The 24,929-nt window shown below is 64.7% G+C and carries 24 protein-coding genes; 9 read left to right on the top strand and 15 right to left on the bottom strand.

Features of this window, described 5'->3' with window-relative positions; genetic code table 11:
- Positions 1-161: 161 nt before the first annotated feature.
- The 4 genes from LO55_RS26580 to LO55_RS25505 all read right to left on the bottom strand — a co-directional run bounded on the left by LO55_RS26580 (position 162) and on the right by LO55_RS25505 (position 4,003).
- Positions 162-629 carry a hypothetical protein gene (locus tag LO55_RS26580; RefSeq protein ID WP_143054624.1) on the bottom strand — a complete coding sequence of 156 codons (468 nt, stop codon included), beginning with the start codon at positions 627-629 and terminating at the stop codon, positions 162-164.
- Positions 630-770: 141 nt separating this feature from the next.
- Positions 771-1,640 (bottom strand): DUF6387 family protein, encoded by an 870-nt coding sequence (locus tag LO55_RS25495; RefSeq protein WP_143054625.1) that lies wholly within the window; start codon positions 1,638-1,640, stop codon positions 771-773.
- Between the two features lie 501 nt (positions 1,641-2,141).
- Positions 2,142-2,882, bottom strand: coding sequence for a UCP032817 domain-containing protein (locus tag LO55_RS26850; protein WP_071363621.1), 741 nt, complete (start codon positions 2,880-2,882; stop codon positions 2,142-2,144).
- A gap of 50 nt (positions 2,883-2,932) precedes the next feature.
- Positions 2,933-4,003: a substrate-binding domain-containing protein gene (locus LO55_RS25505; RefSeq protein WP_071363622.1), complete on the bottom strand. Its 1,071-nt coding sequence runs from the start codon at positions 4,001-4,003 to the stop codon at positions 2,933-2,935.
- A gap of 117 nt (positions 4,004-4,120) precedes the next feature.
- Between LO55_RS25505 and LO55_RS25510 the strand changes: the two genes are divergently transcribed.
- The 5 genes from LO55_RS25510 to LO55_RS25530 are packed head-to-tail and all read left to right on the top strand — an operon-like array spanning position 4,121 to position 10,158.
- Positions 4,121-4,627 carry a formate dehydrogenase subunit gamma gene (locus LO55_RS25510; protein WP_083415565.1) on the top strand — a complete coding sequence of 169 codons (507 nt, stop codon included), beginning with the start codon at positions 4,121-4,123 and terminating at the stop codon, positions 4,625-4,627.
- On the top strand, positions 4,624-6,183 hold the full coding sequence (locus LO55_RS25515; RefSeq protein WP_071363623.1) for a formate dehydrogenase beta subunit: 1,560 nt from the start codon (positions 4,624-4,626) through the stop codon (positions 6,181-6,183). Before LO55_RS25510 ends, LO55_RS25515 begins: the two co-directional genes overlap by 4 nt.
- Before the next feature lie 23 nt (positions 6,184-6,206).
- A complete protein-coding gene (fdhF, locus tag LO55_RS25520) occupies positions 6,207-9,056 on the top strand; it encodes a formate dehydrogenase subunit alpha (protein WP_071363624.1) in 2,850 nt (949 codons plus the stop codon).
- Positions 9,053-9,910 (top strand): formate dehydrogenase accessory sulfurtransferase FdhD, encoded by an 858-nt coding sequence (gene fdhD / locus LO55_RS25525; RefSeq protein WP_071363625.1) that lies wholly within the window; start codon positions 9,053-9,055, stop codon positions 9,908-9,910. The genes fdhF and fdhD overlap by 4 nt, the downstream gene beginning before the upstream one ends.
- Complete coding sequence (locus tag LO55_RS25530; protein WP_071363626.1) at positions 9,907-10,158, top strand: formate dehydrogenase subunit delta; 252 nt, start codon at positions 9,907-9,909, stop codon at positions 10,156-10,158. The genes fdhD and LO55_RS25530 overlap by 4 nt, the downstream gene beginning before the upstream one ends.
- Positions 10,159-10,333: 175 nt before the next feature.
- On the opposite strand, the gene LO55_RS25535 is transcribed toward LO55_RS25530, so the two are convergent.
- The 3 genes from LO55_RS25535 to oxc form a co-directional block, all read right to left on the bottom strand.
- Positions 10,334-10,762, bottom strand: coding sequence for a PAS domain-containing protein (locus LO55_RS25535; RefSeq protein WP_005669070.1), 429 nt, complete (start codon positions 10,760-10,762; stop codon positions 10,334-10,336).
- A gap of 84 nt (positions 10,763-10,846) precedes the next feature.
- Complete coding sequence (gene frc / locus LO55_RS25540; protein WP_005669069.1) at positions 10,847-12,097, bottom strand: formyl-CoA transferase; 1,251 nt, start codon at positions 12,095-12,097, stop codon at positions 10,847-10,849.
- 87 nt (positions 12,098-12,184) lie between these two features.
- Entirely contained in the window at positions 12,185-13,891 is a 1,707-nt protein-coding gene (gene oxc, locus LO55_RS25545; protein WP_071363627.1) for an oxalyl-CoA decarboxylase, read from the bottom strand.
- 142 nt (positions 13,892-14,033) lie between these two features.
- Between oxc and LO55_RS25550 the strand changes: the two genes are divergently transcribed.
- Positions 14,034-14,642, top strand: coding sequence for a Crp/Fnr family transcriptional regulator (locus LO55_RS25550; RefSeq protein WP_005669066.1), 609 nt, complete (start codon positions 14,034-14,036; stop codon positions 14,640-14,642).
- A gap of 63 nt (positions 14,643-14,705) precedes the next feature.
- On the opposite strand, the gene LO55_RS25555 is transcribed toward LO55_RS25550, so the two are convergent.
- The 3 genes from LO55_RS25555 to LO55_RS25565 all read right to left on the bottom strand — a co-directional run bounded on the left by LO55_RS25555 (position 14,706) and on the right by LO55_RS25565 (position 16,977).
- A complete protein-coding gene (locus LO55_RS25555) occupies positions 14,706-15,722 on the bottom strand; it encodes a 2-dehydropantoate 2-reductase (protein ID WP_071363628.1) in 1,017 nt (338 codons plus the stop codon).
- A gap of 17 nt (positions 15,723-15,739) precedes the next feature.
- Complete coding sequence (locus LO55_RS25560) at positions 15,740-16,507, bottom strand: fumarylacetoacetate hydrolase family protein (RefSeq protein WP_005669064.1); 768 nt, start codon at positions 16,505-16,507, stop codon at positions 15,740-15,742.
- A 110-nt stretch (positions 16,508-16,617) separates the two neighbouring features.
- Positions 16,618-16,977: an HAD family hydrolase gene (locus LO55_RS25565; RefSeq protein WP_083415057.1), complete on the bottom strand. Its 360-nt coding sequence runs from the start codon at positions 16,975-16,977 to the stop codon at positions 16,618-16,620.
- 83 nt (positions 16,978-17,060) lie between these two features.
- Here LO55_RS25565 and LO55_RS25570 point away from each other — a divergent pair, with 83 nt between their 5' ends.
- Both LO55_RS25570 and LO55_RS26855 read left to right on the top strand, forming a co-directional pair.
- The gene (locus LO55_RS25570; RefSeq protein WP_071363629.1) at positions 17,061-17,987 is read left to right on the top strand and encodes a LysR family transcriptional regulator; all 927 of its coding nucleotides are present in this window, start codon (positions 17,061-17,063) and stop codon (positions 17,985-17,987) included.
- 190 nt (positions 17,988-18,177) lie between these two features.
- On the top strand, positions 18,178-18,333 hold the full coding sequence (locus LO55_RS26855; RefSeq protein ID WP_005669059.1) for a hypothetical protein: 156 nt from the start codon (positions 18,178-18,180) through the stop codon (positions 18,331-18,333).
- Between the two features lie 30 nt (positions 18,334-18,363).
- Here LO55_RS26855 and LO55_RS25575 read toward each other — a convergent pair whose 3' ends face one another.
- The 4 genes from LO55_RS25575 to gcl are packed head-to-tail and all read right to left on the bottom strand — an operon-like array spanning position 18,364 to position 22,808.
- Positions 18,364-19,296 carry a histone deacetylase family protein gene (locus LO55_RS25575; RefSeq protein WP_071359959.1) on the bottom strand — a complete coding sequence of 311 codons (933 nt, stop codon included), beginning with the start codon at positions 19,294-19,296 and terminating at the stop codon, positions 18,364-18,366.
- Positions 19,297-19,327: 31 nt separating this feature from the next.
- Positions 19,328-20,215, bottom strand: coding sequence for a 2-hydroxy-3-oxopropionate reductase (locus LO55_RS25580; protein ID WP_005669056.1), 888 nt, complete (start codon positions 20,213-20,215; stop codon positions 19,328-19,330).
- A gap of 31 nt (positions 20,216-20,246) precedes the next feature.
- Positions 20,247-21,032: a hydroxypyruvate isomerase gene (hyi, locus tag LO55_RS25585; RefSeq protein WP_071359960.1), complete on the bottom strand. Its 786-nt coding sequence runs from the start codon at positions 21,030-21,032 to the stop codon at positions 20,247-20,249.
- Positions 21,033-21,065: 33 nt separating this feature from the next.
- Complete coding sequence (gene gcl / locus LO55_RS25590) at positions 21,066-22,808, bottom strand: glyoxylate carboligase (protein ID WP_071359961.1); 1,743 nt, start codon at positions 22,806-22,808, stop codon at positions 21,066-21,068.
- 121 nt (positions 22,809-22,929) lie between these two features.
- On the opposite strand from gcl, the gene LO55_RS25595 reads away from it, so the two are divergent.
- The gene (locus LO55_RS25595) at positions 22,930-23,883 is read left to right on the top strand and encodes a LysR family transcriptional regulator (RefSeq protein ID WP_071359962.1); all 954 of its coding nucleotides are present in this window, start codon (positions 22,930-22,932) and stop codon (positions 23,881-23,883) included.
- Here LO55_RS25595 and frc (LO55_RS25600) read toward each other — a convergent pair.
- Positions 23,880-24,929: formyl-CoA transferase (gene frc / locus LO55_RS25600; protein WP_071363976.1), on the bottom strand; the 1,050-nt coding region annotated here is incomplete at its 5' end. The two genes, LO55_RS25595 and frc (LO55_RS25600), sit on opposite strands and share 4 nt — an antisense overlap.

A 24,929-nucleotide genomic window follows, 5' to 3' on the forward strand; every position in this document is an offset into this window, starting at 1 on the left:
GATAACCTTCGATTAGGATGTCAGACCTGACCCTCGAGCAGAAAGTCAGAACATCGCCATCCTGAAGCAAGCCGAATCAGGCGCGAGAGGAGCAAGACGAGTATCAAGAACGGCGCCGTCGACGCATGAAGGTATAGCGCCCGGATAGCACTTAAAGCCGCTTATGGCTCATTACAACAGGTAGCTCGTCTTTTCTTACTCTCCTTCCTGCGCCGCAGTGCTCGCAGAAACTCTGTCGCGCTGAAAGTACCATGCGTGATCAAAGCGCCTGCAAGCGTTGAATAGCCCGCGTCGGCAAACAAGTAAGCAACAGTACACGCCAGGACCGTTAGCCAGAACGCGTAGCGCATCGAACGCTTGTCGAGGTCATACATCAGGATCTGTTCATAACGGAGATTGGCTCTAATATCGGGCTGCATTGAGACAGGCGCTATATTTAGCGAACGGCTGACGGCACAGGGATCGTTCAATCCTCGAAAAGTTACCTGAGATGGTTCACCACAGTTCGGCGAAAAACTACTGTCGGTTGATTTGCCGCCCTTGGGTTGTGTCTCGATGGGGTGTTGCGTTGCGTTCGACAGCTGGGTCGTGTCATCAGAATTCTTCTGAGCTTCTTTAAGTTGATACATGTAGGTCGCCTCGATTAGTTACGGCCGCACACGGCCACGAGGACATCCTAGAACCCTCCCGAACTCAAGTCAGGGGACAGCACGGGGGTAGATTTTTTCCAGATGCTCCAGAGGACAGCATTTTTCCGGAAAAAATAGTGTTCAGTTTTTTTCCTGCCTTCGAGCCTTCTCATAATAGCCGTGAGCCCCTAAGGAATTTTTAGCAGCAAGCGCTTCACTGGCGTACACGCTGGTTGTTTTGCGAACGGCTTCTGTGGTGTCAAATTCGACTTCAAGACCGAAAATCGCATCACCAATAGCGTGAAGAGTCAGTTTCGAACTGATCTCGACTTCGTGCATCTTCAAGTCGAGATATGGCAACACGGAATAATCAATCCACTTATCAAAGTTCCACTTCCCTCTTTTTCTGCCAGCATTGATCGAAAGTTTTTGTAGCTCATCCTTCTGTCTCTGCGAGTGGAGCCAGGCTTTGAAGGCGTCGACTAGGACGTCATCTGGCGCTTCCAGCTCGACGCAAATATGTGGGGAAAAGTCGCCGTATTCGTCATAGAAATTATCATAGCTTCCGCGCAAGAAGATACTTTTATGCCAATCTGATATTTTCTCTTCAAATTCGTCTAACGGCCACGAGCGCTCTCGATTCAAAATATGTTGATACTTAATGACCGCTAAATTGTACTGAAGAAGGGTATCCCATTTGATCCACTCGTAGATTTGATGAGCGCGATGAATCGGTAGATCGTAAACGAGTTCTCCCGTCCACCCTTGCTCTTGAAAAATTTCCATCTCACCGCGGACGTACTCATCGCATACATTTTTCGGTATCGCCCCATATTTTTTGATTAGATCTCGCAACGCTACAGCATGCTCATTATTTGGCTCAGAGCGAAGGATGGTGTTCCGAATATCTAAATTACATGCCCACTCGAATGCCCCAAAGCTAGGAACGATATCGTATTTTTTTAAATCAAACCAAGGAGGAATGTCGCGTGATATCTTCTTGCTTTTCATAATGTTCGGAATTATTTTTGGTTGCGCGTTATGTTAGATAGCTTGCCCGCGCAAAAATATACATATCTATTTTTTGAGCCGTTCAACAAACGGTGCATTCGATATCTTAAGCACTTCTAAGGTGCTTGCATACCAGCTAGGAGCACGATGCGACGATTAATACCCTGAAAGAGGGTATGGAAACGGAAGTGAAAGTACGGGCACTCTGGCCCAGCGCAAAGCGCGGGCACCATGAGCCCCAGCTCGAGGTCCGGTTGATGCACGGTATCGAGGGTCAGGTCGTAGCGAGTCATAGCGGGGGTCAATCTGACATTCGGACAAAACCTCAACTGTAGTAGCTCGCCGGACCGCTTCTCTCAATCTTGAATCGACGAGAAAATCTATTCTCGAGGCCTTGTCTGAATGTCAAACCCTTGATTCGTGACCGTTTTGCCAGTGACGGCATGATGCATCGGCGACGAGGGCCTGCTCGCGCGGTCTTTTTTTCACCAGCGCCGGAATCTAGTCTCCGCCACCGCCACCGCCGCAACCACCGCCCCCACCACCGCCGCAACCGTCGCTGCCGCCAGCGGAATCGAAAACGGCGATGCCGCCATCGCCTGTGTGCGCCTCCGGTCCTGGTTTCTTCAACAACGCCAGGTAAGTCAGTTCACTGACCAGGCCCGCAGCGAACAACGCCGGCAGGGCGAGATCGGGATGCACGTGCGCCGAACCCTGCCTGCGGCCTGCCGCATCGAGCCGCCGGTACACGATGTCGCCATGCTCGATCCAGTAGCCGTGGCCGTTCCGCATGTGCAGCCGGGCGTCGAGAGCGAACAGCGGCGGCAGGCCAGGGCCGTGGGACGGCTGCCCGTCCAGCGCGCGGCAGCCGACGAGGGTCTGCGCCAGGGCCGTGCGGTCGAGGGCCGACTGCGGCAGGTGCGCGATCGCAGTGCCGAAGTGGCGCCGGCAAAAGCGCGCCAGATCGTCGGCGTCCCAGCGCATCCACGCGTGCCAGACCGAGTCCGCGGCTAGCGACGGCAACGCGCACGGCTTGCCGCGTCGTGTGGATGCATCGAAGAATTCCATCAGTCCAACAGCGGCCCGATGGAAGAACAGGCGTCCGGTCGGCATGCCCGGAAATTCTTCCGGTCCGACACGCTGCCAGTAGACATGCAAGGCCGGCGCAAGCTGCACCAGCTGTTCACGATAGCGCGTGCGCCGCAGCTCGCGGCGCACGCGCCAGTCATCGATCCAGTCCATATGCCGCCATGATCTCGGTTGACATGGCTCATATCATACCGCGCCCGCCTCTACCCCTGGAACAGGAAGTGCAGATCGAGCCGGTCGCCGCTCATGGCGCCATCATAGCCAGGTAACCCCGACAGCACCTCGCGGAAAGCGCCGCCCGCCATCGCCGCCTGGGCAGACGTCAGGAGCGGCGTCTCCAGCGCGCCGGCGTCGCAGGCTAAAAAGTACCGTTCGCGAATCACCGGAATGAAATCCAGATCGAAGCGCCGCGCCGCCGTTTCGACGCCGAAGCCCACGTCGGCCATGCCGCTGGCGACATAGGCCGCCACCGCCGCGTGCGTGAATTCGGCGGTGCCGGAGCGGTTGATCACCGCCGGGTCGACGCCAAGGTCGGCCAATAACAGTTCGAGCAGCACCCGCGTCCCCGACCCCTTCTGGCGATTGACGAAACGAAGATCGTGGCGCGCCAGGTCGGCCAGGCTTGTGATGCCCTTCGGATTGCCCTTGGCCACGAACAGCCCCTGCATGCGGTACGCCAGGTGCAGCAGCGCATGGCGCTCGGGATCGAGCCAAAGCCGGTACTTGGCCGCCGCCGCTCCCTCCAGTTCTCCCACCGGCAAATGAAAGCCCGCCAGGTCGCACTCCCCGCGCGCCAGCGCCGCCACCGCGTCGCTGCTGCTGCGGTAATTGATGTCGACCGTCACGCCATGCTCGTTCAGCTGCGTCACCAGCGCGGCCACCGCGAACCCGTGCGAAGCGGTCAGGCGCAGCACCTGGGCGTCGCCGACCAATACCCGCGCCAGTTCCTGCTGCAATTCCGAGGCCAGGCTGTCGAGCATGGGGGTCAGGCGGGCGTGGATGCGGCGGTCGGCCCACATCAGCTTTTCGGCGAGCGGAGACAGCACCGTGCCCTGTCCGCGCACCTTGTGAACGAGCTCCACGCCGAACTGTCGCGAGAACTGCTGCAGCAATCCCCATGCATGGCGGTAGGACATGCCGCGCGCCGTGGCGGCCTTGCTGATCGAACCGAGCTCGCTCACCGCGAGCAACAGCCCGAGCAGCGCCGGCAGCGCGGTCGGCTGGCCGGCGGCGTCGCGCACGATCCAGTCCGGCCGTATCTCCACTCTGATCATATGCAAAATCCTTCATATTGAACACCTACAGAACGGGTGCTACTCTGGACGGAGCAGTACATAAAAGCCGTTATATATGTTCCCATAAACATATGCAAGGCAGAGATGGAGACACCCATGAATGCACCAGATACCCTTGACCCGCGTCGCGTCATCGGCGACATCCTCGCACTCCATGCGCACAATGGCCTGCTCGGCCAGGACATGCTGCTGCCGGTGCTGCACGCCATCCAGGACCGGCTCGGCTTCATCCCGCCCGATTCGGTCGAAGGACTCGCGCAAAGCTTCAATCTCTCGCGCGCCGAGGTGCATGGCGTGATCACTTTCTACCACTACTACAAGACCACGCCGCCGGCGCGCTGCACGGTGCAGGTCTGCCGCGCCGAGGCGTGCCAGAGCATGGGCGGCGACGCCCTGCTGTCGCATGTCCAGCAAGCCCTCGGTTGCGACCTGCACGCGCATACCGCCGACGGCGGCTTCGCCCTGGAGCCGGTGTACTGCCTCGGCCAGTGCGCCACCGCGCCCGCCATCATGATCAACGACGCCGTCCACGCCCGCGTGACGCCGGCGCGTTTCGACAAGCTGGTCGCGAAAGTGGCCGCCAAGGCCAAGGAGGCAGCATGAGCGTACGCATCTACGTCCCGGCCGATTCGGCGGCGCTGGCCCTGGGCGCCGACGACGTCGCCGCCACGATCCAATGCGAGGCCGCGCGGCGCGGCATCGCGATCGACCTGGTGCGCAACGGCACCCGCGGCTTGCTGTACCTTGAACCGCTGGTCGAAGTCGAGACGCCAGGCGGGCGCATCGGCTTCGGCAACGTCGATGAAAGCGACGTGGCCGCCCTGTTCGACGCCGGTTTCCACGACGGCCAATCCACGCACCGCCTGGCGCTCGGCCTCGTCGAGCAGATTCCCTACCTGGCCCGGCAGACCCGCCTGACCTTCGCCCGCTGCGGCGTCACCGATCCGCTGTCGCTGCGCGACTACGAGGCCCATGGCGGCTACCGCGGCCTGCGCCAGGCCGTGACCATGAGCGGCGCCGACATCGTCGCCGCGGTCACCGCCTCCGGCCTGCGCGGACGCGGCGGCGCCGCCTTCCCCACCGGGATCAAGTGGAACACGGTGCTGCGCGCGCCTGGCCACCAGAAATACATCGTCTGCAATGCCGACGAGGGCGATTCCGGCACCTTCGCCGACCGCATCATCATGGAAAGCGATCCCTTCGTCCTGATCGAAGGCATGACGATCGCCGGCCTCGCGGTGGGCGCCACGCGCGGCTTCATCTACGTGCGCAGCGAGTATCCGCATGCGATCGCCGCGCTGAATCACGCGATTCAAACGGCCACGCGCGCGGGCCTCCTTGGCCCCAACGTCGCCGGCAGGGGCCGCGCCTTCGAGCTCGAGGTGCGCAAGGGCGCCGGCGCCTATATCTGCGGCGAAGAGACCGCCCTGCTGGAGAGCATCGAGGGCAAACGCGGCGTGGTGCGCGCCAAGCCGCCCCTGCCCGCGCTCGCCGGCCTGTTCGGCCAGCCGACCGTCATCAACAATGTGCTGTCGCTGGCCTCGGTGCCAATCATCCTCGACCAGGGCGCGCAGTATTACCAGGACTTCGGCATGGGGCGCTCGCGCGGCACCTTGCCGGTGCAACTGGCCGGCAATATCAAGAACGGCGGCCTGATCGAACTGGCGTTCGGCGCCACGCTGCGCGAGATCTTGTACGACTACGGCGGCGGCAGTGCCAGTGGCCGTCCGATCAAGGCGGTGCAGGTGGGCGGCCCGCTGGGCGCCTATCTGCCGCCGTCGCAGTGGGACACCCCGCTCGACTACGAAGCCTTCGCCGCCCTGTGGGCGGTGCTGGGCCATGGCGGCATCGTGGTCCACGACGACAGCGCCGACATGGCGCATCTTGCGCGCTACGCGATGGAATTCTGCGCCGTCGAATCGTGCGGCAAGTGCACGCCCTGCCGCATCGGTTCCACCCGCGGCGTCGAGGTGATCGACAAGATCCGCGCCGGCGTCGAGCGCCCGCAGCAGGTGATCCTGCTGCGCAGCCTGTGCGACACGATGCTCAACGGTTCGCTGTGCGCGATGGGCGGCATGACGCCCTACCCGGTGCTGTCGGCGCTGAACCACTTCCCGCAAGACTTCGGCCAGGTGGCCGGCGACGAAATGGCCGCCTGAATGGCTGCCCAGGAGAGAAGGCAATGATCGAAACCATCCTCACCCGCGACTTCGGCACCCCGGCGAAAGACATCGACGTCGCCACCGAGATGATCACCCTGACCATCGACGGCGTCCAGGTCACCGTCCCGGCCGGCACCTCGCTGATGCGCGCCGCGGCCGAGAACAGCATCAACATCCCCAAGCTGTGCGCCACCGACAGCCTGGAGCCGTTCGGCTCCTGCCGCCTGTGCCTGGTGGAGATCGAAGGCCGCCGCGGCTATCCGGCATCGTGCACCACGCCGGCCGAAGCGGGCATGATCGTGCGCACCCAGAGCCCCAAGCTGCAAGAAGTGCGCAAGGGCGTGATGGAACTGTACATTTCCGACCACCCGCTCGACTGCCTCACCTGCCCCGCCAACGGCAACTGCGAGCTGCAGGACATGGCCGGCGTCACCGGCCTGCGCGAGGTGCGCTACGGCTACGAGGGCGCCAACCACCTCAAGCTCAAGAAGGACGAGAGCAATCCCTATTTCACCTTCGATTCGTCGAAGTGCATCGTGTGCAACCGCTGCGTGCGCGCCTGCGAGGAGACGCAAGGCACCTTCGCGCTGACCATCTCGGGGCGCGGCTTCGATGCGCGCGTGTCGGCCGGCCAGAACGAACCGTTCATGCAGTCCGAATGCGTCTCGTGCGGCGCCTGCGTCGAAGCCTGCCCGACCGCCACCCTCACCGAGAAATCGGTGATCTGGCTCGGCCAGGCCGAGCACAGCATCACCACGACTTGCGCCTATTGCGGGGTCGGTTGCTCGCTCAAGGCCGAGATGAAGGGCAACGAGGTGGTGCGCATGGTGCCGGCCCGGGACGGCAAGGCCAACGAGGGCCATGCCTGCGTCAAGGGCCGCTTCGCCTGGGGCTACGCCACCCACAAGGACCGCATCCTGAAACCCATGATCCGCGCGAAGATCACCGACCCATGGAAGGAAGTGTCGTGGGACGAGGCGCTCGACTACGCGGCATCCGAGTTCAAGCGCATCCAGGCCAAGCACGGTCGCGATGCGATCGGCGGCATCGTCTCGTCGCGTTGCACCAATGAAGAAGGCTATCTGGTGCAGAAGCTGGTGCGCGCGGCGTTTGGCAACAACAACGTCGACACCTGCGCCCGCGTATGCCACTCGCCGACCGGCTACGGCCTCAAGACGACGCTCGGCGAATCGGCCGGCACCCAGACCTTCAAGTCGGTCGAGAAGGCCGACGTGATCCTGGTCATCGGCGCCAACCCGACCGACGGCCACCCGGTGTTCGCCTCGCGCATGAAGAAGCGCCTGCGCCAGGGCGCGCGCCTGATCGTCATCGATCCGCGCCGCATCGACCTGGTCAAGTCGCCGCACATCCGCGCCGACTACCACCTGCAGCTGCGGCCCGGCACCAACGTCGCGATGATCAGCGCGCTGGCCCACGTGATCGTCACCGAAGGCCTGATGGCCAACGATTTCATCACCGAGCGCTGCGACCTGCGCGCCTTCGCGCAGTGGCGCGCCTTCGTCGCCCAGCCCGAGAATTCGCCGGAAGCGATGGAAGCGATCACCGGCGTGCCGGCGCAGCAGGTGCGCGACGCCGCCCGCCTGTATGCGCTCGGCGGCAACGGCGCGATCTTCTATGGCCTGGGCGTGACCGAACACGCGCAGGGCTCGACCGCCGTCATGGGCATCGCCAACCTGGCCATGGTCACCGGCAACGTCGGCCGCGCCGGGGTGGGCGTCAATCCGCTGCGCGGGCAGAACAATGTGCAGGGTTCGTGCGACATCGGCTCCTTCCCGCACGAGCTACCGGGCTACCGCCACGTCTCGGACACCACCGTGCGCACCCTGTTCGAGCAAGCCTGGGGCGTGCCGCTGCAGGCCGAACCGGGGCTGCGTATCCCGAACATGTTCGAAGCGGCCCTCGACGGCAGCTTCATGGGCCTGTATTGCCAGGGCGAGGATATCGTGCAATCCGACCCGAACACCCAGCACGTCACCGCCGCGCTCGAGGCGATGGAGTGCATCGTGGTGCAGGACATCTTCTTGAACGAGACCGCCAAGTATGCCCACGTGCTGCTGCCCGGTTCCTCGTTCCTGGAAAAGGACGGCACGTTCACCAATGCCGAACGCCGCATCTCACGCGTGCGCAAGGTGATGCCGCCGCGGGCCGGCTATGCCGACTGGGAAGTCACGGTGGCGCTGTCGAACCGGCTGGGCTATCCGATGAACTACCGCCACCCGTCCGAGATCATGGACGAGATCGCGCGCCTGACGCCGACCTTCAGCGGCGTGAGCTACCGCCGCCTCGATGAACTGGGCAGCATCCAGTGGCCCTGCAACGACGAGGCGCCGGAAGGCACGCCGACCATGCACGTCGACGGCTTCGTGCGCGGCAAGGGCCGCTTCATCATCACCCAGTACGTCGCCACCGACGAGAAGGTGACGCGCAAGTATCCGCTGATCCTGACCACCGGCCGCATCCTGTCGCAGTACAACGTCGGCGCCCAGACGCGCCGCACCGAGAACGTGCGCTGGCACGCCGAGGACCGGCTCGAGATCCATCCGCACGACGCCCAGGAGCGCGGCATCGAGGATGGCCAGTGGGTCGGCATCCACAGCCGCGCGGGCGAGACCGTGCTGCGCGCGATGGTCACCGAGCGCATGCAGCCGGGCGTGGTCTACACCACCTTCCACTTCCCCGAATCGGGCGCCAACGTCATCACGACCGAAAATTCCGACTGGGCGACCAACTGCCCCGAATACAAGGTCACGGCGGTGCAGGTGATGCCGGTTCAGCAGCAGTCGGACTGGCAGCTGGAATACGCCCGCTTCAACCAGATGCAGCTGGGCCTGGCGGAGCCGGTCGCATGACCTGCGCCCTCGACATGGATGCGGATAGCGGCGTGCAGGCGCCCGTCCAGCACTTCCCGAGCGCCTGCATGACGGTGACGCGCATGCACGGCGGCGCCTTGCGCAGCGCCCAGGACGAACTGGCCGAGGAAGTGCCGGTCGCGCTCGAGTACAACGGCGTCTCGCATGCGGTGATGCTGGCCACGCCCGCCGACCTGGAAGAGTTTGCGCTCGGTTTCTCGCTGAGCGAAGGCATCATCGCCTCGCCCGCCGAATGCTATGGCGTCGAGATCGAACACGCTGCAAGCGGCATCACCGCCCACGTCGACCTCGCCGCCGGCGCATTCATGCGTCTCAAGGAGCGGCGGCGCAACCTGGCGGGTCGCACCGGCTGCGGCCTGTGCGGGGTCGACAGCCTGGCCCAGGTGGTGCGTCCCCTGCCCTGGCTGGCGCCGACGCGGGCGCTGTCGGGCGCGGCGATCCGGCGCGCCCTGATCCATGCCAGGGCCCAGCAGCCGCTCAATCGCATCACCGGCGCCACCCATGCGGCCATCTGGTGCGGCCGTGACGGCATGCCGCGCGCGGCGTTCGAGGACATCGGCCGCCACAATGCGCTCGACAAGCTGATCGGGGGGTTGCACATGAATGGCGCCGATCTCGCCGACGGTTTTTGCGTGATCACCAGCCGCGCCAGCGTCGAGATGGTGCAGAAGGCCGCCACCGTCGGCATCGGCGCCCTGGTCGCCATGTCCGCCCCCACCGCCCTCGCCGTGCGCACCGCGCTCGGCTGCGGCCTGACCCTGGTCGCCTTCGCCCGCGGCGACGACTACGTCGCCTACGCCCACGGCGCCAACATCGCTATGGAGTCCGCATGAACATCGACAACCTGGTCACCATGGCCAACCAGATCGGCACCTTCTTCGCGTCCTACCCGGATCCCCAGGAAGGGCGCACCGAAATCGCCAACCACCTGCAGCGCTTCTGGGCGCCGCGCATGCGCAGTCGGCTGTTTTCGCACATCGACGACACGCAGGGTGAGGGACTCAGCCCGATGGTGATCGAGGCACTGCTGGAGCACCGGCGCGAGCACATGCCGCCGCCGCCGGGTGGCGACGCCGGCTGATGTCCCACGTCCCGCGGCCCAGGCGCGTCATTCCCGCGTAGGCGGGAATCTAAGTTCTACGCGTCGCTACTACGCTTTGACGGAGTGGCTGGTCGACGGACTTGGATTCCCGCCTACGCGGGAATGACGTTCTTGCATTACGGGACTAGCGTGGAGCGAGACTGGATGAACAGGATCAAGCCTGCGCCGTCTCGAGCTGCGCCAGCCGCGCGCGCAGCTTGCGTTCTTCCCCCCAGCGTTCGGTCTCGTCGCGCACCAGGGCGACGATCGCCGACACTTCCCCGCCCGGCCCGTGCAACAGCGCCACCGTGAAGGCGATCGACAGTGGCTTGTCTTCCTTGTGCACAGCCGGCACCCGCAATACGTCGGCGCCATAGCGCGTCTCGCCCGTGGCCATGGTCTTGTGATAGCCGTCCCAGTGCCGCTGGCGTTGGCGCTGGGGGATGATCAGGTCCAGCGACTGTCCGATCGCCTCACTTTCGGTGAAGCCGAAGATGCGCGTGGCGGCGGCGTTCCAGAACGTGATGTCGCCTTTCGCGTCGCAGACGATGACGCCGTCGCCCAGCGCCTGCAGCAATTGTTGAAAATCGATGTCGGCTTGCATGCTTGTCTCCCCCATAAAAAACAGGTGCGCGTCGCACACCGCCGACGCGCACCAGACTCTCGTTTTATCCAGCCAGGCCCGTGATCACACCACCCGCTTCTCGTGCAGCGCCGCGATCTCCTTGCTGCTGTAGCCCAGGCCTTCCAGCACCTCGTCGGTGTGTTCGCCCAGCAGCGGCGAACCCTTGATCTCGACCTTCATGTCCGAGAACTTGATGGGGCTGCCCACGGTCAGGTAGGTGCCCCGTTCCTTGTGCTCGACCTCGGCGATCGTGCCGCTGGCGCGCAGCGATGGGTCGGCGGCGATTTCCTTCATCGACAGCACTGGCGAGCAGGGAATGTCGAACTTGCGCAGGATGTCGACCGCCTCGAACTTGGTCTTGTCCTTCAGCCATTCCTCGATCGTGCCGAAGATGTCGAAGATCTTGTCCTGGCGCGCGATGGCGGTCGTGTAGGCCGGGTCGTCGATCCACTCTTCCTTGCCGATCGCCCTGCAGATCGGCGCCCAGGCATGGCCCTGGATGGTGAAGTAGATGTAGGCGTTGGGGTCGGTCTCCCAGCCCTTGCACTTGAGCACCCAACCCGGCTGGCCGCCGCCGCCGGCGTTGCCGCCGCGCGGCACGACGTCGGAGAACTTGCCGTGCGGGTACTGCGGATACTCTTCCAGGTAGCCGACCCGGTCCAGGCGCTGCTGGTCGCGCAATTTCACACGGCACAGATTCAGCACGCTGTCCTGCATCGACACCGCCACCTTCTGGCCCTTGCCCGTGGTGTCGCGCGCGCGCAGGGCGGTCAGGATGCCGATCGCCAGGTGCATGCCGGTATTGCTGTCGCCCAGGGCGGCGGCGCTGACGGTCGGTGGGCCGTCGTCGAAACCGGTGGTGGACGCGGCGCCGCCGGCGCACTGCGCCACGTTTTCATAGACCTTCAGGTCTTCATAGTGGTGACCGTCGCTGAAGCCCTTCACCGAGGCCACGATCATGCCCGGGTTCAGTTCCTTGATGTGCTCCCAGGTGAAGCCCATGCGGTCGAGCGCGCCTGGACCGAAGTTCTCGACCAGCACGTCCGACTCCTTGATCAGCTTGGTCAGGATTTCCTTGCCTTCGGGCGTCTTGGTGTCGAGCGTCAGCGAGCGCTTGTTACTGTTGAGCATGGTGAAATACAGGGCGTCGACGCCGGGGATGTCGCGCAACTGCGAACGCGTGACGTCGCCCGCGCCGGGACGCTCGACCTTGATCACGTCGGCGCCGAACCAGGCCAGCAACTGGGTGCAGGCAGGGCCGGCCTGGACGTGGGTGAAATCGATGATCTTGATGCCTTCGAGTGGTTTGCTCATGATGTCAGTCTCCTTTGTTCAGTCGATATTGCGGGCCCCGCCGGCGGCCTCGTGGGCGCCGGCGGTCGTGCGTGTCGCTGGGCTATATCACTTCTTTGCGTTGCTTTGCGGATTCAGATTGGTCAGGCGGCCGCTCTCGGTGCCGGCGGTCTCGTCGATCACGGCATTGATCAGGGCGGGCTTGCCGGCCGCGATTGCCTCGGCTAACGCCCGGGTCAGCTCTTCCGGGGTGGTGGCGTGGTAGCCGATGCCGCCGAAGGCCTCGATCATCTTGTCGTAGCGGGCGTTCTTGACGAACACGGTCGGCGCGACGTCCTTGCCGCCGGTCGGGTTGACGTCGGTGCCGCGGTAGACGCCGTTGTTGTTGAAGATGATGGTCGTCACCGGCAGCTCGTAGCGGCAGATCGTCTCGAGCTCCATGCCACTGAAGCCGAAGGCACTGTCGCCTTCGATCGCGACCACCGGCTTGCCGCTGACGACGGCCGCGCCGATCGCGTAGCCCATGCCGATGCCCATGATGCCCCAGGTGCCGGAGTCGAAACGTTTGCGCGGCTGGTACTGGTCGACGATGCTGCGCGCATAGTCCAGGGTATTGGCGCCCTCGTTCACCAGGTTGATGTCCGGATGCTGCTTGAGCACGTCGCGGATGGCGCGCAGGGCGGTATGGAAGTTCATCGGCGCCGCATCGCGATTGAGCAGGGCCGTCATCTTGGCCATGTTCTGCTCCTTGCGTTCGGCGATCGGACCGAGCCATTCCGCGTCCGGCTTCGCGATGCCGGCGCCGTCGAGCCCGTCGAGCAGGGCCGCCACGCAGGAACCGATGTCGCCGATCAGGGGCGCGGCGATCGCCACGTTGCTGTCGATCTCGGTCGGCGAGATATCGATCTGGATGAACTGCTTGGGCTTGCCCCAGGTCTTGCCCTTGCCGTGCGACAGCAGCCAGTTGAGCCGGGCGCCGATCAGCACCACCACGTCGGCCTCGGCCAGCACGTAGGAGCGGGCCGCCGACGCCGATTGGGCATGGGTATCCGGCAGCAGGCCCTTGGCCATCGACATCGGCAGGTAAGGAATGCCGGTGCGCTCGACCAGGGCGCGGATGTCGGCGTCGGCCTGGGCGTAGGCGGCGCCCTTGCCGAGCAGGATCAGCGGCTTCTTCGCGCCCTTGAGCAGCGCGAGCGCGCGCTGCACCGAGTCCGGGGCCGGGATCTGGCGCGGCACCGGGTCGACCACCTTGACCAGGGAGCGCTTGGCGTGGCCGGCCTCGATCGTCTGCGCCAGCAGCTGGGCCGGCAGGTCGAGATAGACGCCGCCAGGGCGGCCCGAGACGGCGGCGCGGATCGCCCGCGCGACGCCGATGCCGATGTCCTCGGCCTTGTTGATGCGGTAGGACGCCTTGGCGTAGGGCTTGGCCGCGTTCAGCTGGTCCATTTCTTCATAGTCGCCCTGCTGCAGGTCGACGATCTCGCGTTCGCTCGACCCCGAGATCAGGATCATCGGGAAGCAGTTGGTGGTCGCGTTGGCCAGCGCGGTCAGGCCGTTGAGGAAGCCCGGCGCCGAGACCGTCAGGCAGATGCCTGGCTTTTGCGTCATGTAGCCGGCGATTGCCGCGGCGTTGCCGGCGTTCTGTTCATGACGAAAGCCGATGAAACGCATTCCTTCGGCCTGCGCCAGGCGCGCCAGGTCGGTAATCGGAATGCCGACCAGGCCGAAGATCGTATCGATGTCGTTGTGTTTTAGCGCATCGATTACCAGGTGGAAGCCGTCGGTCACGTCTACCGATACGAGGTTAGTCATTGCTGTCTCCAGTTATTGTCGATCCGGGCAGAACGCGGTGTGTATCGCCCGCAAACCATCATAGCCAGCGCGCCTGATTTGTCTCATTGACCATGGTCAATTTTGGCCGCATGATGCGAGAATCTCGCTAAACGGCCGCGTCATGACGACTATTGCAAATCACTCCGAACGAAACATCATTCGTCTGCAGTTGAAACAAAACGTGGTGCTCAAGGAACTGCGCGACAGCGAAATGGCGGCGCTCGAGCCGTACCTGACGATCGAGAACCACCAGAAGGGCGACTTGCTGCTGAACCAGGGGGTGCACGAGATGTCGCAGTACTTCATCCTGGACGGCATCCTCAAGCGCCAGGTCTCGAACCAGGAAGCCAAGGAGATGATCCTGCGCTTCTCGGCGGAGCGGGACATCGAAACCAGCTACGCCGCCTGGTGCCTCAAGACGCCGACACCATTCAGCATCGCCTGCGTCACCAAGGTGCGGGTGGCGCGCATGCCGCTGCCGCAATGGGTCGACTTCATGCGCAGTCACAGCATCGTCAAGCAGGCCTTCGAGTACGAGGTCATGAACCTGATGAGCGCCATCATGGCGCACACCATCACGCTGCATTTGCTCGATGCGCCGGGCCGGGTCCACCGTTTCATGCGCAAGCACCCCGACCTGTTCGAACGTCTGCCCAAGAAAGAACTGGCGGCGTACCTGAACCTGTCGCCGGAAACGCTGAGCCGCCTGAAGAATCGGGGCAAGATCTGAAGGCGGAAAGCAAAAGCACCGGCGGGGACTGGCCCGGCCGGCGCCTTCGCTCTGGAATACCGCTCAGGCCGTAACCAGCCTCTGCAGCCTTACCCCGCCACCCTCCTCGGTCATGGTCTGCTCCAGCAGCTTGACGAGCGCATACGCCGAATCGATGTGCGGCGTCGGGGTGCCGGTCATGCGCGCCAGCTCGATCACCGACCCGACCAGGGCATCGATTTCCGGCCCCCGGCCCGCCTCGACGTCCTGCAGCATCGAGGTCTTGTGCTTGCCGATCTGGGCGGCGCCCTCGATGCGCCGGTCCAGGGGCACGCGGAAGGTGATGCCCAGTTTGGTTGCCACCGCTTCCGCCTCGCGCATCATCTCCGCCGCCAGCTCGCGTGTGAGCGGGTACTGGCAGATGTCGACCAGGGTCGAATGCGCCAGCGCGCTGATCGGGTTGAAGCAGACGTTGCCCCATAGCTTGAGCCAGATCTCGGCGCGGATATTGTCGAGCACCGGCGACTTGAAGCCGGCGTTCTGGAAGCAGGCCGAGACTTCATTGACCCGCTCGCTCGCCGTGCCGTCCAGTTCTCCCAGCGGGAAGCGCGCGCCTTCGATGTGCCGGATGACGCCCGGCGCCACCAGTTCGGCGGCCGGATAAACCACGCAGCCGAGCACCCGCTCGGGTGGAATCCGGCGCGCCAGTTCGCCGCCGGCATCGACGCTGCGCACGGTGCGCCCGTCGAACTCGCCGCCATGGCGGTGGAAATACCAGAACGGTATGCCGTTCTGCATCGTCACCACCACGGTGCGCGGCCCGAACAGCTTGCCGATCTGGGCCGACACCCCATCGACCTGGTGCGCCTTGAGGGCCAGGATCACCAGGTCCTGCTCGCCGGCCGCGTCATAGTCGTCCGTCGCGCGCACTTGCGAGGCAATCTTCTCCTCCCCGTCCATCTCGATGAGCTTGATGCCGTTCGCGCGGATCGCCGCCAGATTGGCGCCCCGCACGATGAACGTCACCTCCTCGCCCGCCAGCGCCAGCCTGGCGCCGACCAGGCCGCCGATTGCTCCCGCTCCGATAACTGCGATCTTCATGACCCACCCCTTGTCGTTTACTCGAACCGATTGATGAGCTTTCCGATGCCGTCGATCTCTACCTCGATCGTGCTGCCCGGCCGCATCGAGCCGACGCCGACCGACGTCCCGCACAGCAGGAGGTCGCCCGGCTCCAATGTCATGTCCTGGGAAATCCGGCTGACCAGCTCGGCCACCGGAAACACCATGTCGTTGATCGGGTAATCCTGGCGCACCTCGCCGTTCAGGGTGGTGCGCACGACCAGCATTGCCGGGTTGAGCCCGGTGGCGATCACCGGGCCGAACGGGCAGAAGGTGTCGAAGCCCTTGGCGCGCACCCACTGGGGAAAGGTCGGGTCGCGCCCGATGATCTCGCCCACGGTGACGTCGTTGGCGCAGGTATAGCCGAACACGTAGTCGGGCGCTTCCTCGACCGGGACGGCGCTGCAGCGGCGGCCGATCACGATCGCCAGCTCGCCCTCGAACGCCACCTTGCCCTCGCACAGCGGCTTGCGGATCGTGCCGCCTGGCGCCAGGTAGGAGGTCGATGGCTTCATCAGGTAAAGCGGCTCGCCCGGGGGCGCCAGGCCCAGCTTCTGGCCAAGCGCGTGGAAATTGTTCCACATCGCCAGCACCTTGCCGGGCACGCACGGCGTGAGCACCTCGACCTCGTCCAGGTTCACCGCCAGGTCGGTGCGGCGCGGGCTGTCGAACATATCGCCCTTGAAGATCCGGATCTTGTCGCCCTCGATCGTGCCGAAACGTACGGTGTCGAGGTGTTGGAAGCGTATCCAGTGTCGGATCATATGATGTCTCTCGTACGTCGGGTCGGTGGATGGGCTGATTGTGGAAGAACGATTTCCGTATATCCTTGACCACGGTTAAGATTCGAAAATCTCTGCCCAGCCGTTGGTGTCTACACGCCGATCTGCCGCTGCTGGAGCGCGGACCAGTCGATGAAGGCGCCCGGATTGCAACCAGCGGCGCTCAGCTGCGCGTGGCAGCGTTCCTTGGCGGCCAGGATCGCCTCGACCAGGAAGTCGGCGTCGTGCGCGCTCAACAGGTGGGATTGATGCCGCGCCAGGTAGTTGCGCAGGCCGGTGCGGTCATCGGCGCCGGCGACCGCGCTCGCATACAGTCCGATGTCCCAGACCCAGCTCAGTCCCAGTTCATGAAAGGCCGCGTTATAGGCGTTGCACTCGGCGTCGGCATTGCAGATCGTCGTCATGGCACTCTCCAGGTGGTGGTGGTTGCGGTCGAGCTGTCTGAACATCATCGTAGTCCAACAAAATGATGAGCAATAGTGAAAGTTTTTAGGGATAATCATTAACGACTGCTTATACATGGACGGAAGCGCCGATGAAGAACGCGACACTGCGTCAACTGAAGGTCTTCGAGACGGTCGCGCGCCGGCTCAGTTTTTCACGCGCCGCCGAGGAGCTGCACCTCACCCAGCCGGCCGTGTCGACCCAGGTCCGCACGCTCGAGGGCCACGTCGGCATGCCCTTGTTCGAACAGCTGGGAAAGAAGATCTACCTGACCCAGGCGGGCGAGGAGCTGCTGCACTTTTGCCGCGCCATCATCCAGCAGTTCGATGAGGCAGAAGATGCGATGGCGCAACTCAAGGGAATCGCCGGCGGCAAGCTGAACGTGGCGGTGATCAGTGCCGGCGACTATTTCTTTCCGCAGCTGATGGTCGCCTTCGCGCGCCAGCATCCTGGCGTGCAGCTGAACCTGACGGTGCACAATCGCGAGGAGTTGCTGGACAAGCTGGCGGCCAATCGCACCGACCTGGCCGTGATGGTGCGGCCACCCGCCGAACTCGACACGCAGAACGATGCGTTCGCCCCCCATCCCTATGTGATCGTGGCGGCGCCCGACCATCCGCTGGCCGCGGCCAGGCATGGGCGCATCCCGATGAGCGACCTGATCCGCCACCCGTTCGTGATCCGCGAACCGGGCTCCGACACCTGGTTCTCGATGCAGGACGCCTTCGGCCCGCACCTGGCCGAGCTGAGCGTCGCCATGGAGATCAAGAGCACCGAGACGATCAAGCAGGCGGTGATCGCCGGCATCGGACTGGGCTTCCTGTCGTTTCACACGATCGGCCGCGAACTCGCCGCGCGCAGCCTGGTGGTGCTGGAGGTCGAGGGGTTTCCACTGATGCTCAACTGGTATGTCGTCCACCGTCGCGAGAAGCGCCTGCCGCCGGTGGCGCGGGCGTTTCGCCAGTTCCTGCTGGACGAAGGAGAGGCACGCATCGATGCGCTGATCCCCTCATCCTGACCGGCAGCCTGTGGCGACGCAGCCACATCCGACGACCACGCGGGCCGCGGTAGAGATCACGCATAAATGCCGGTTTTTATAGAGCAACATTCACGAGCAGCATAACTGGTATCAGCACTCGAAATTGGAAGCGCGCGTAAGTAGTCCCTATATTTACTGCATTGCACAAACCAACTTTCAGGAGCCAGTCATGATCAACGCACCAGCCGAAACCACTTTCGCAGCCCCGTCGCACTCGCTGCTGTCGCTCATCGTCGCTTTCCTCACGCTCAACCTGCGCGAAAAGCTCGAGCCAGGCTACACCGGCCAGGATTCGGACCCGGCCTACTACGGTTGCGGCCTGTAATTTTCCGGGGCCAGCCCCGCGCAACACCCTTCAGCGCTGCAGCAGCGCACGCACGTGCGCCGCGCTGCCGCCCTGCAGCCCCTCGACGCTGTAGCCTCCTTCCAGGATCGACACGATCCGGCCCTCGCACACCTCTGCTGCGATCGCCATCACTTCACGCGTAATCCACGCAAAATCCTCGTCTTCCAGGGCCATACTGGCCAGGGGATCGCTACGGTGCGCGTCGAACCCGGCCGACATCACGATCAATTGTGGCGCGAAGCGCCGCAAGGCGGGCAGCAGCCCGCTCGCCACCGTGGACCGGAACAGCGCCGAGCCGCAGCCCGGCGGCAGCGGCAGGTTGACGATATTGCCGCTGGTGCCCGTCTCGCCTGCCGCGCCGGTCCCCGGATACAGCGGCGACTGGTGGCTCGAGCCGAAGAACAGTTGCGGCCGGTGGAAGAATGCCGCTTGCGTACCGTTGCCGTGGTGGACGTCGAAATCGACCACGGCGACGCGCTGCAGGCCATGCGTCTCGAGCGCGTGGACGGCGGCGATGGCGGCCTGGTTGAAGATGCAGAAGCCCATCGCCCGCTCCGGCTCGGCGTGATGGCCGCACGGCCGGGTCGCGCAAAAGACGTTGGCGGCCTCGCCCGCCACCACCGCATCGACCCCGGCGCAGGCGGCGCCGACGCAGCGCATCACCGCCTCCCAGGTGCCGGGCGACATCAATGTGTCGCCGCCGTCCAGCGCCACCAGGCCGCTGCCCGGCGCCGCGGCGGCGATCGCGTCCACATACGCTTCGCCGTGCACCAGCAAGACCTGGTCGCGGGTGCCGAGCGGCGCCTCGCGCCAGGCCAGTTGCGAGAATTCCGGCTGGCGCAGCGCCTTCATGACCGCATGCAGGCGCTGCGGCGCTTCAGGATGGCCCGGCCCGGGTTCGTGCGCCAGGCAGGCCGGATGGTGAAACACCCAGGTATCCATATGCTGTCTCCGATGGCGCCACGCCGCTGCCTCAGGCCGCGGCGATGGCGTGGTTCGACATCCGCTCGATCGCCTGGCACAGTGCCGAATGATCGAGCTGGGCCATGCCGTGGGCGGCGCAGGAATTCATCAGCTCCTGGGCGCTGGCGGTATTCGGCAGCGCGAGGCCGAGACTCTTGGCCCCCTGCAGCGCCAGGTTGAGGTCCTTCTGGTGCAGCTCGATGCGAAAACCCGGCGCGAAGGTGCGCTTGACCATGCGCTCGCCGTGCACTTCCAGGATGCGCGAGGCGGCGAAGCCGCCCATCAGCGCCTGCCTCACCCGGGCCGGGTCGGCGCCCGCCTTCGAGGCGAACAGCAGCGCCTCCGCCACCGCCTGGATGTTCAGCGCGACGATGATCTGGTTCGCCACCTTGGTGGTCTGGCCGTCGCCGTTGCCGCCCACCAGCGTGATGTTCTTGCCCATCAGCTCGAACAGCGGCCGGGCGCGGTCGAACGCCTCTTGCGCGCCGCCCACCATGATGGTGAGCGTCGCGGCGCGCGCCCCCACCTCGCCGCCCGACACCGGCGCGTCGAGGTAGTCGCACTGGCGCTTGTTGATCTTCTTGGCGAACTCCTTGGTGGCCATCGGCGAGATCGAACTCATGTCGATCACGATCTTGCCCGGCGTGAGGCCCGCGGCCACGCCGTCGGCGCCGAACAGCACTTCTTCGACGTGCGGGGTGTCGGGCACCATCACGATGATGATGTCGGCGCGCTTGGCCACCTCGGTGGCGTTGGTGCAGACGGTGGCGCCGCCCTCGATCAGGGCCAGCGGCGGATTTTTCAGGTCGTGCAGGTACAGCTTGCAGCCGCCCTCCTGCAGCTTGGCGGCCATGGGGCCGCCCATGATGCCCAGGCCGATGAATCCTACTTTCGTCATGATGGTCTCCAGTGTGATGGTGTGCGATACCCTATGCCTGCAGGCCGTGCTCGCCGATCCAGTGCAGGCCCTGCGCGGTGCCGGCCCGGGGCTTGTACTCGCAGCCGACCCAGCCGTCATAGCCGATCTCGTCGAGCATGCCGAGCAGGTAGCGGTAATTGATCTCGCCCGTGCCCGGCTCGAAGCGGCCCGGATTGTCGGCCAGCTGGATGTGGCGGATCAGGCCGAGGTTGGCCTTGATCGTCGCCGCCAGCTCGCCCTCCATGCGCTGCATGTGATAGATGTCGTACTGCAGGAACAGATTGTCGGAGCCGGTCGCGCCGATGAGCTCAAGCGCCTGGCGCGTGCCGTGCAGGAAGAATCCCGGGATGTCGAAGGTGTTGATCGGTTCGACCAGCAGGCGGATCCCCTCGCGTTTCAGCTGGCCGGCGGCGAATTCGAGGTTCGACACCAGCGTGAGATAGGCTTCTTCGAGCGCGACGCCGGGCGGCACGATGCCCGCCAGGCAGTTGAGCTGCCTGACGCCCAGCGCCTTGGCATAGTCGATCGCTGCGCCCACGCCGTCCTGGAATTCCGTCACGCGTCCCGGATGGCAGGCGATGCCGCGCTCGCCCGCGGCCCAGTCCCCGGCCGGCAGGTTGTGCAGCACCAGTTCGAGGCGGTGTGCGTCGAGCCGGGCGGCGATGTCTTCGACCCGGTAGGCGTACGGGAACAGGAATTCGACGCCGCGAAAGCCCGCCCTGGCGGCGTGCTCGAAGCGGTCGAGGAAGTCGACTTCGTTGAACAGCATGGTCAGGTTGGCGGCAAGTCTGGTCATTGCGGTCTCCTCATCTCGGTCTCCCGTGCTGGCTTATTTGACGTCCAGGACTTCATTGAACTCGTTGAGCGCATCGATCTCGGTGCCCATCGCGATATTGGTGACGCGCTCGAGGATGATCTCGACCACCACCGGCACACTGTACTGCTGCATCAGCGCGCGCGCACGTTCGAAGGCGGGGATGATGTCGTCCGGCCGGAACACCCTGAGCGCCTTGCAGCCCAGGCCCTCGACCACGGCGACGTGATCGACGCCATACCCTTCCAGTTCGGGCGCGTTGACGTTCTCGAACGCCAGCTGGACGCAGTAATCCATCTCGAAGCCGCGCTGGGCCTGGCGGATCAGGCCGAGGTAGGCGTTGTTCACCAGTACGTGGATGTAGGGCAGCTTGAACTGTGCGGCCACCGCCAGTTCCTCGATCAGGAACTGGAAATCGTAGTCGCCCGAGATGGCGACGATGTCGGCGTCGGGGTCGGCCACGCGCACGCCGAGCGCCGCCGGGATGGTCCAGCCCAGCGGGCCGGCCTGGCCGCAGTTGATCCAGTGGCGCGGGTGGTGCACGTGCAGGAACTGGGCGGCGGCGATCTGCGACAGGCCGATGCTGGCCACGTAGCGCACCTCGCGTCCGAAGTAGGCGTTCATCTCGTGGTAGACGCGCAAGGGGTTGACCGGCACGGTGTCGAAGTCGCTCTTGCGCAGCATGGTGCGCTTGCGCTCCTGGCATTCCTCGAGCCATGCGCTGCGGTCTTGCAGGCGGCCGCTCGCGCGCCACTCGCGCGCCACCTCCACCAGCAGTTCGAGCGCGGCCCTGGCGTCGGACACGATGCCGAGATCCGGCCCGAACACGCGCCCGATCTGGGTCGGTTCGATATCGATGTGCACGAACGTGCGGTCCTTGGTGAACACCTCGATGCCGCCGGTATGGCGGTTGGCCCAGCGGTTGCCGATGCCCATCACGAAGTCGGAGGCCAGCAAGGTCGCATTGCCGTAGCGGTGGCTGGTCTGCAGGCCGGCCATGCCCGCCATCTGCGGATGGTCGTCGGGAATCGCGCCCCATCCCATCAGGGTCGGGATGACCGGCACGCCGGTGATCTCCGCGAACTCCACCAGCAGCGCCGACGCGTCGGCATTGATGATGCCGCCGCCGGCGGTGATCAGGGGGCGGCGCGCCGCGTTCAGCATGTCGAGCGCCTTCTCGACCTGGGCGCGGGTGGCCTGCGGCTTGTGCAGCGCCAGCGGCGCATAGGTGTCGCCGTCGAACTCGATCTGCGCCATCTGCACGTCGATCGGCAGGTCGATCAGCACCGGGCCGGGCCGGCCCGAGCGCATCAGGTGGAAGGCTTGCTGGAAGACGCGCGGCACCAGCGCCGGCTCGCGCACCGTGACCGCCCACTTGGTCACCGGCCTGGCGATCGACTCGATGTCGACCGCCTGGAAGTCTTCCTTGTACAGGCGGGCGCGCGGCGCCTGGCCGGTAATGCAAAGAATAGGTATCGAATCGGCTTGCGCCGAATACAGGCCCGTGATCATGTCGGTGCCGGCCGGCCCGGAGGTGCCGATGCACACGCCCAGGTTGCCGGCCTTCGCCCGGGTATAGCCCTCGGCCATGTGCGAGGCGCCTTCGACGTGGCGCGCCAGGTAGTGGCGGATGCTGTCGCGCTTGCGCAGCGCGGCGTAGAAGGGATTGATCGCGGCGCCGGGCACGCCGAAGGCGACCTCGATGCCTTCTTTTTCCATCACCAGGACCGCTGCCTCCGCGGCTGTCATCTTTGCCATTGCGCTCTCCAGGTTCATCACCGCACGATTGCGATGAGCGTATGCTAGAGCGTCGCGGCGCTGCTGATAAGAACACAAAAAGTAGGTGTATTCGATCCCTGGAGTATGGAATACTGCAGGCATGGACAAGGTCAAACAGATGTGGGCCTTCGTCGACGCGGTCGACAAGGGCAGCCTGGCGCGCGCCGCGCTGGGGCAGAACATCACGCCGGTCATGCTGGGGCGGCGCATCGACGCGCTCGAACGCCGCCTGGGCGTCAAGCTGCTGCACCGCACCACCCGCCACCTGACGCTGACCGAATCGGGGTCGGTGTTCCTCGAGCATTGCCGCAGGCTGCTGGCGGACATCGACCTGGCCGAGACCATCGTGTCCGAAGGCCGCGACCAGGCCAGCGGGCACCTGATCGTCTCGGCGCCGGCGGCGTTCGGGCGGCTGCACGTGGCCCCGCACGCCCCGGCCTACCTGGCCGCCAATCCGAACGTGCAGATCTCGTTCAACCTCACCGACCACGTGGTCGACCTGGTGCGCGAAGGCTATGAGCTGGGGATCAGGATCGGCGGCGTGCTCGATCCGAGTTTCGTCGCGGTGCGGCTGGCAACCAACCGGCGCGTGGTGTGCGGCACCCCGGACTATTTCGCGCGCTGCGGCGTCCCGCGCACGCTGGAGGAGCTGGCGCAGCACAACTGCCTGGCCTTCAACCTGCAGGGCGGGCAGCAGCGCGGCTGGTACTTCCAGAAGGAGGGCAAGCCGGTGACCATCAAGGTCAACGGCAACCTCGATTGCAACGACGGCGAATTGCTGCACCGCTGGGCCAGCGAAGGACTGGGGCTGGCCTGGCGTTCGACCTGGGAAATCCAGGCGCAGCTGGCGGCCGGCGAACTGGTCACGGTGCTCGACGAGTTCGCCCTGCCCGACTACGACATCATGGCGGTCTACATGCAGCAGCGCCACCTGCCGGCGCGGGTGCGGTCATTCATCGACACCCTCAAGGCGGTCTACGCCCAGCCCGGGTACTGGACACGGCCAGCAGGGGTACGTCCGGTAGCGGCGCCTCCGGTAACGACGCGGCCCTAGATCACCCGCTCTTCGCGCAGCATCGCGATCTGCTCGGGAGAGTAGCCGAGCTCGGACAGCAATTCGTCGGTATGCTCACCCAGCAGCGGCGAGCGGCGCACCTCGGTCGGGCTGTCGGACAGCTTGATCGGGTTGCCCACCGTGAGATAGGAACCACGCTCGGGATGATCGACCTCGACGATCGTGCCGGTGGCGCGCAGTGACGGATCTTCGGCGATTTCCTTCATCGAGAGGATCGGCCCGCATGGGATATCGTATTTGTTGAGGATATCCATCGCTTCGAACTTGGTCAGCGTGGTGCTCCACTCTTCGACGGCGGCGAAGATCGCCATCAGGCGCGGCAGGCGCGCCTTCGGCGTCGCGTAATCGGGATCAAGGATCCACTCCTCGCGCCCGATCAGCTTGCAGACCGAAGGCCAGACCTGGGCCTGCGCAATGAAGTAGATGTACGCGTTCGGATCGCTCTCCCAGCCCTTGCACTTGAGGATCCAGCCGGGTTGGCCGCCGCCCGAGGCATTGCCCGCGCGTGGGACGGACTCGCCGAAGCGGCCCTCCGCGAACTGCGGATACTCTTCCATGACGCCGTTGCGCTCGAGACGCTGCTGGTCGCGCAACTTGACCCGGCACAGGTTCAGCACGGCGTCCTGCATCGCGGTGAGCACCCGTTGGCCGCGTCCCGTGGTGTTGCGCTGGTAGAGCGCGTCACGATGCCCAGCGCCAGGTGCAGGCCCGCTGCCGCTGTCGCCGATCTGGGCGCCGCTGACCATCGGCGGGCCATCGTCGAAACCGGTGGTGGCCGCGGCGCCGCCGGTGCACTGGGCGACGTTTTCGTAGACCTTTGCAGTGCTCGTAGGGCCGGGGCCGAAACCCTTGACCGAGGCCACGATCATGCGCGGATTGAGTTCCTGGATACGTTCCCAGCTGAAGCCCATCCGATCCAGCGCGCCCGGCGCGAAGTTTTCGACCAGCACGTCGCATTGCCTGATCAGCGTTTCGAGCACCTTCTTGCCGTCGGGCCGCTTGGTATCCAGCGTCATGGAGCGCTT

It is taken from the genome of Massilia timonae, from assembly GCF_001866515.1.
Taxonomy (GTDB): domain Bacteria; phylum Pseudomonadota; class Gammaproteobacteria; order Burkholderiales; family Burkholderiaceae_D; genus Telluria; species Telluria timonae.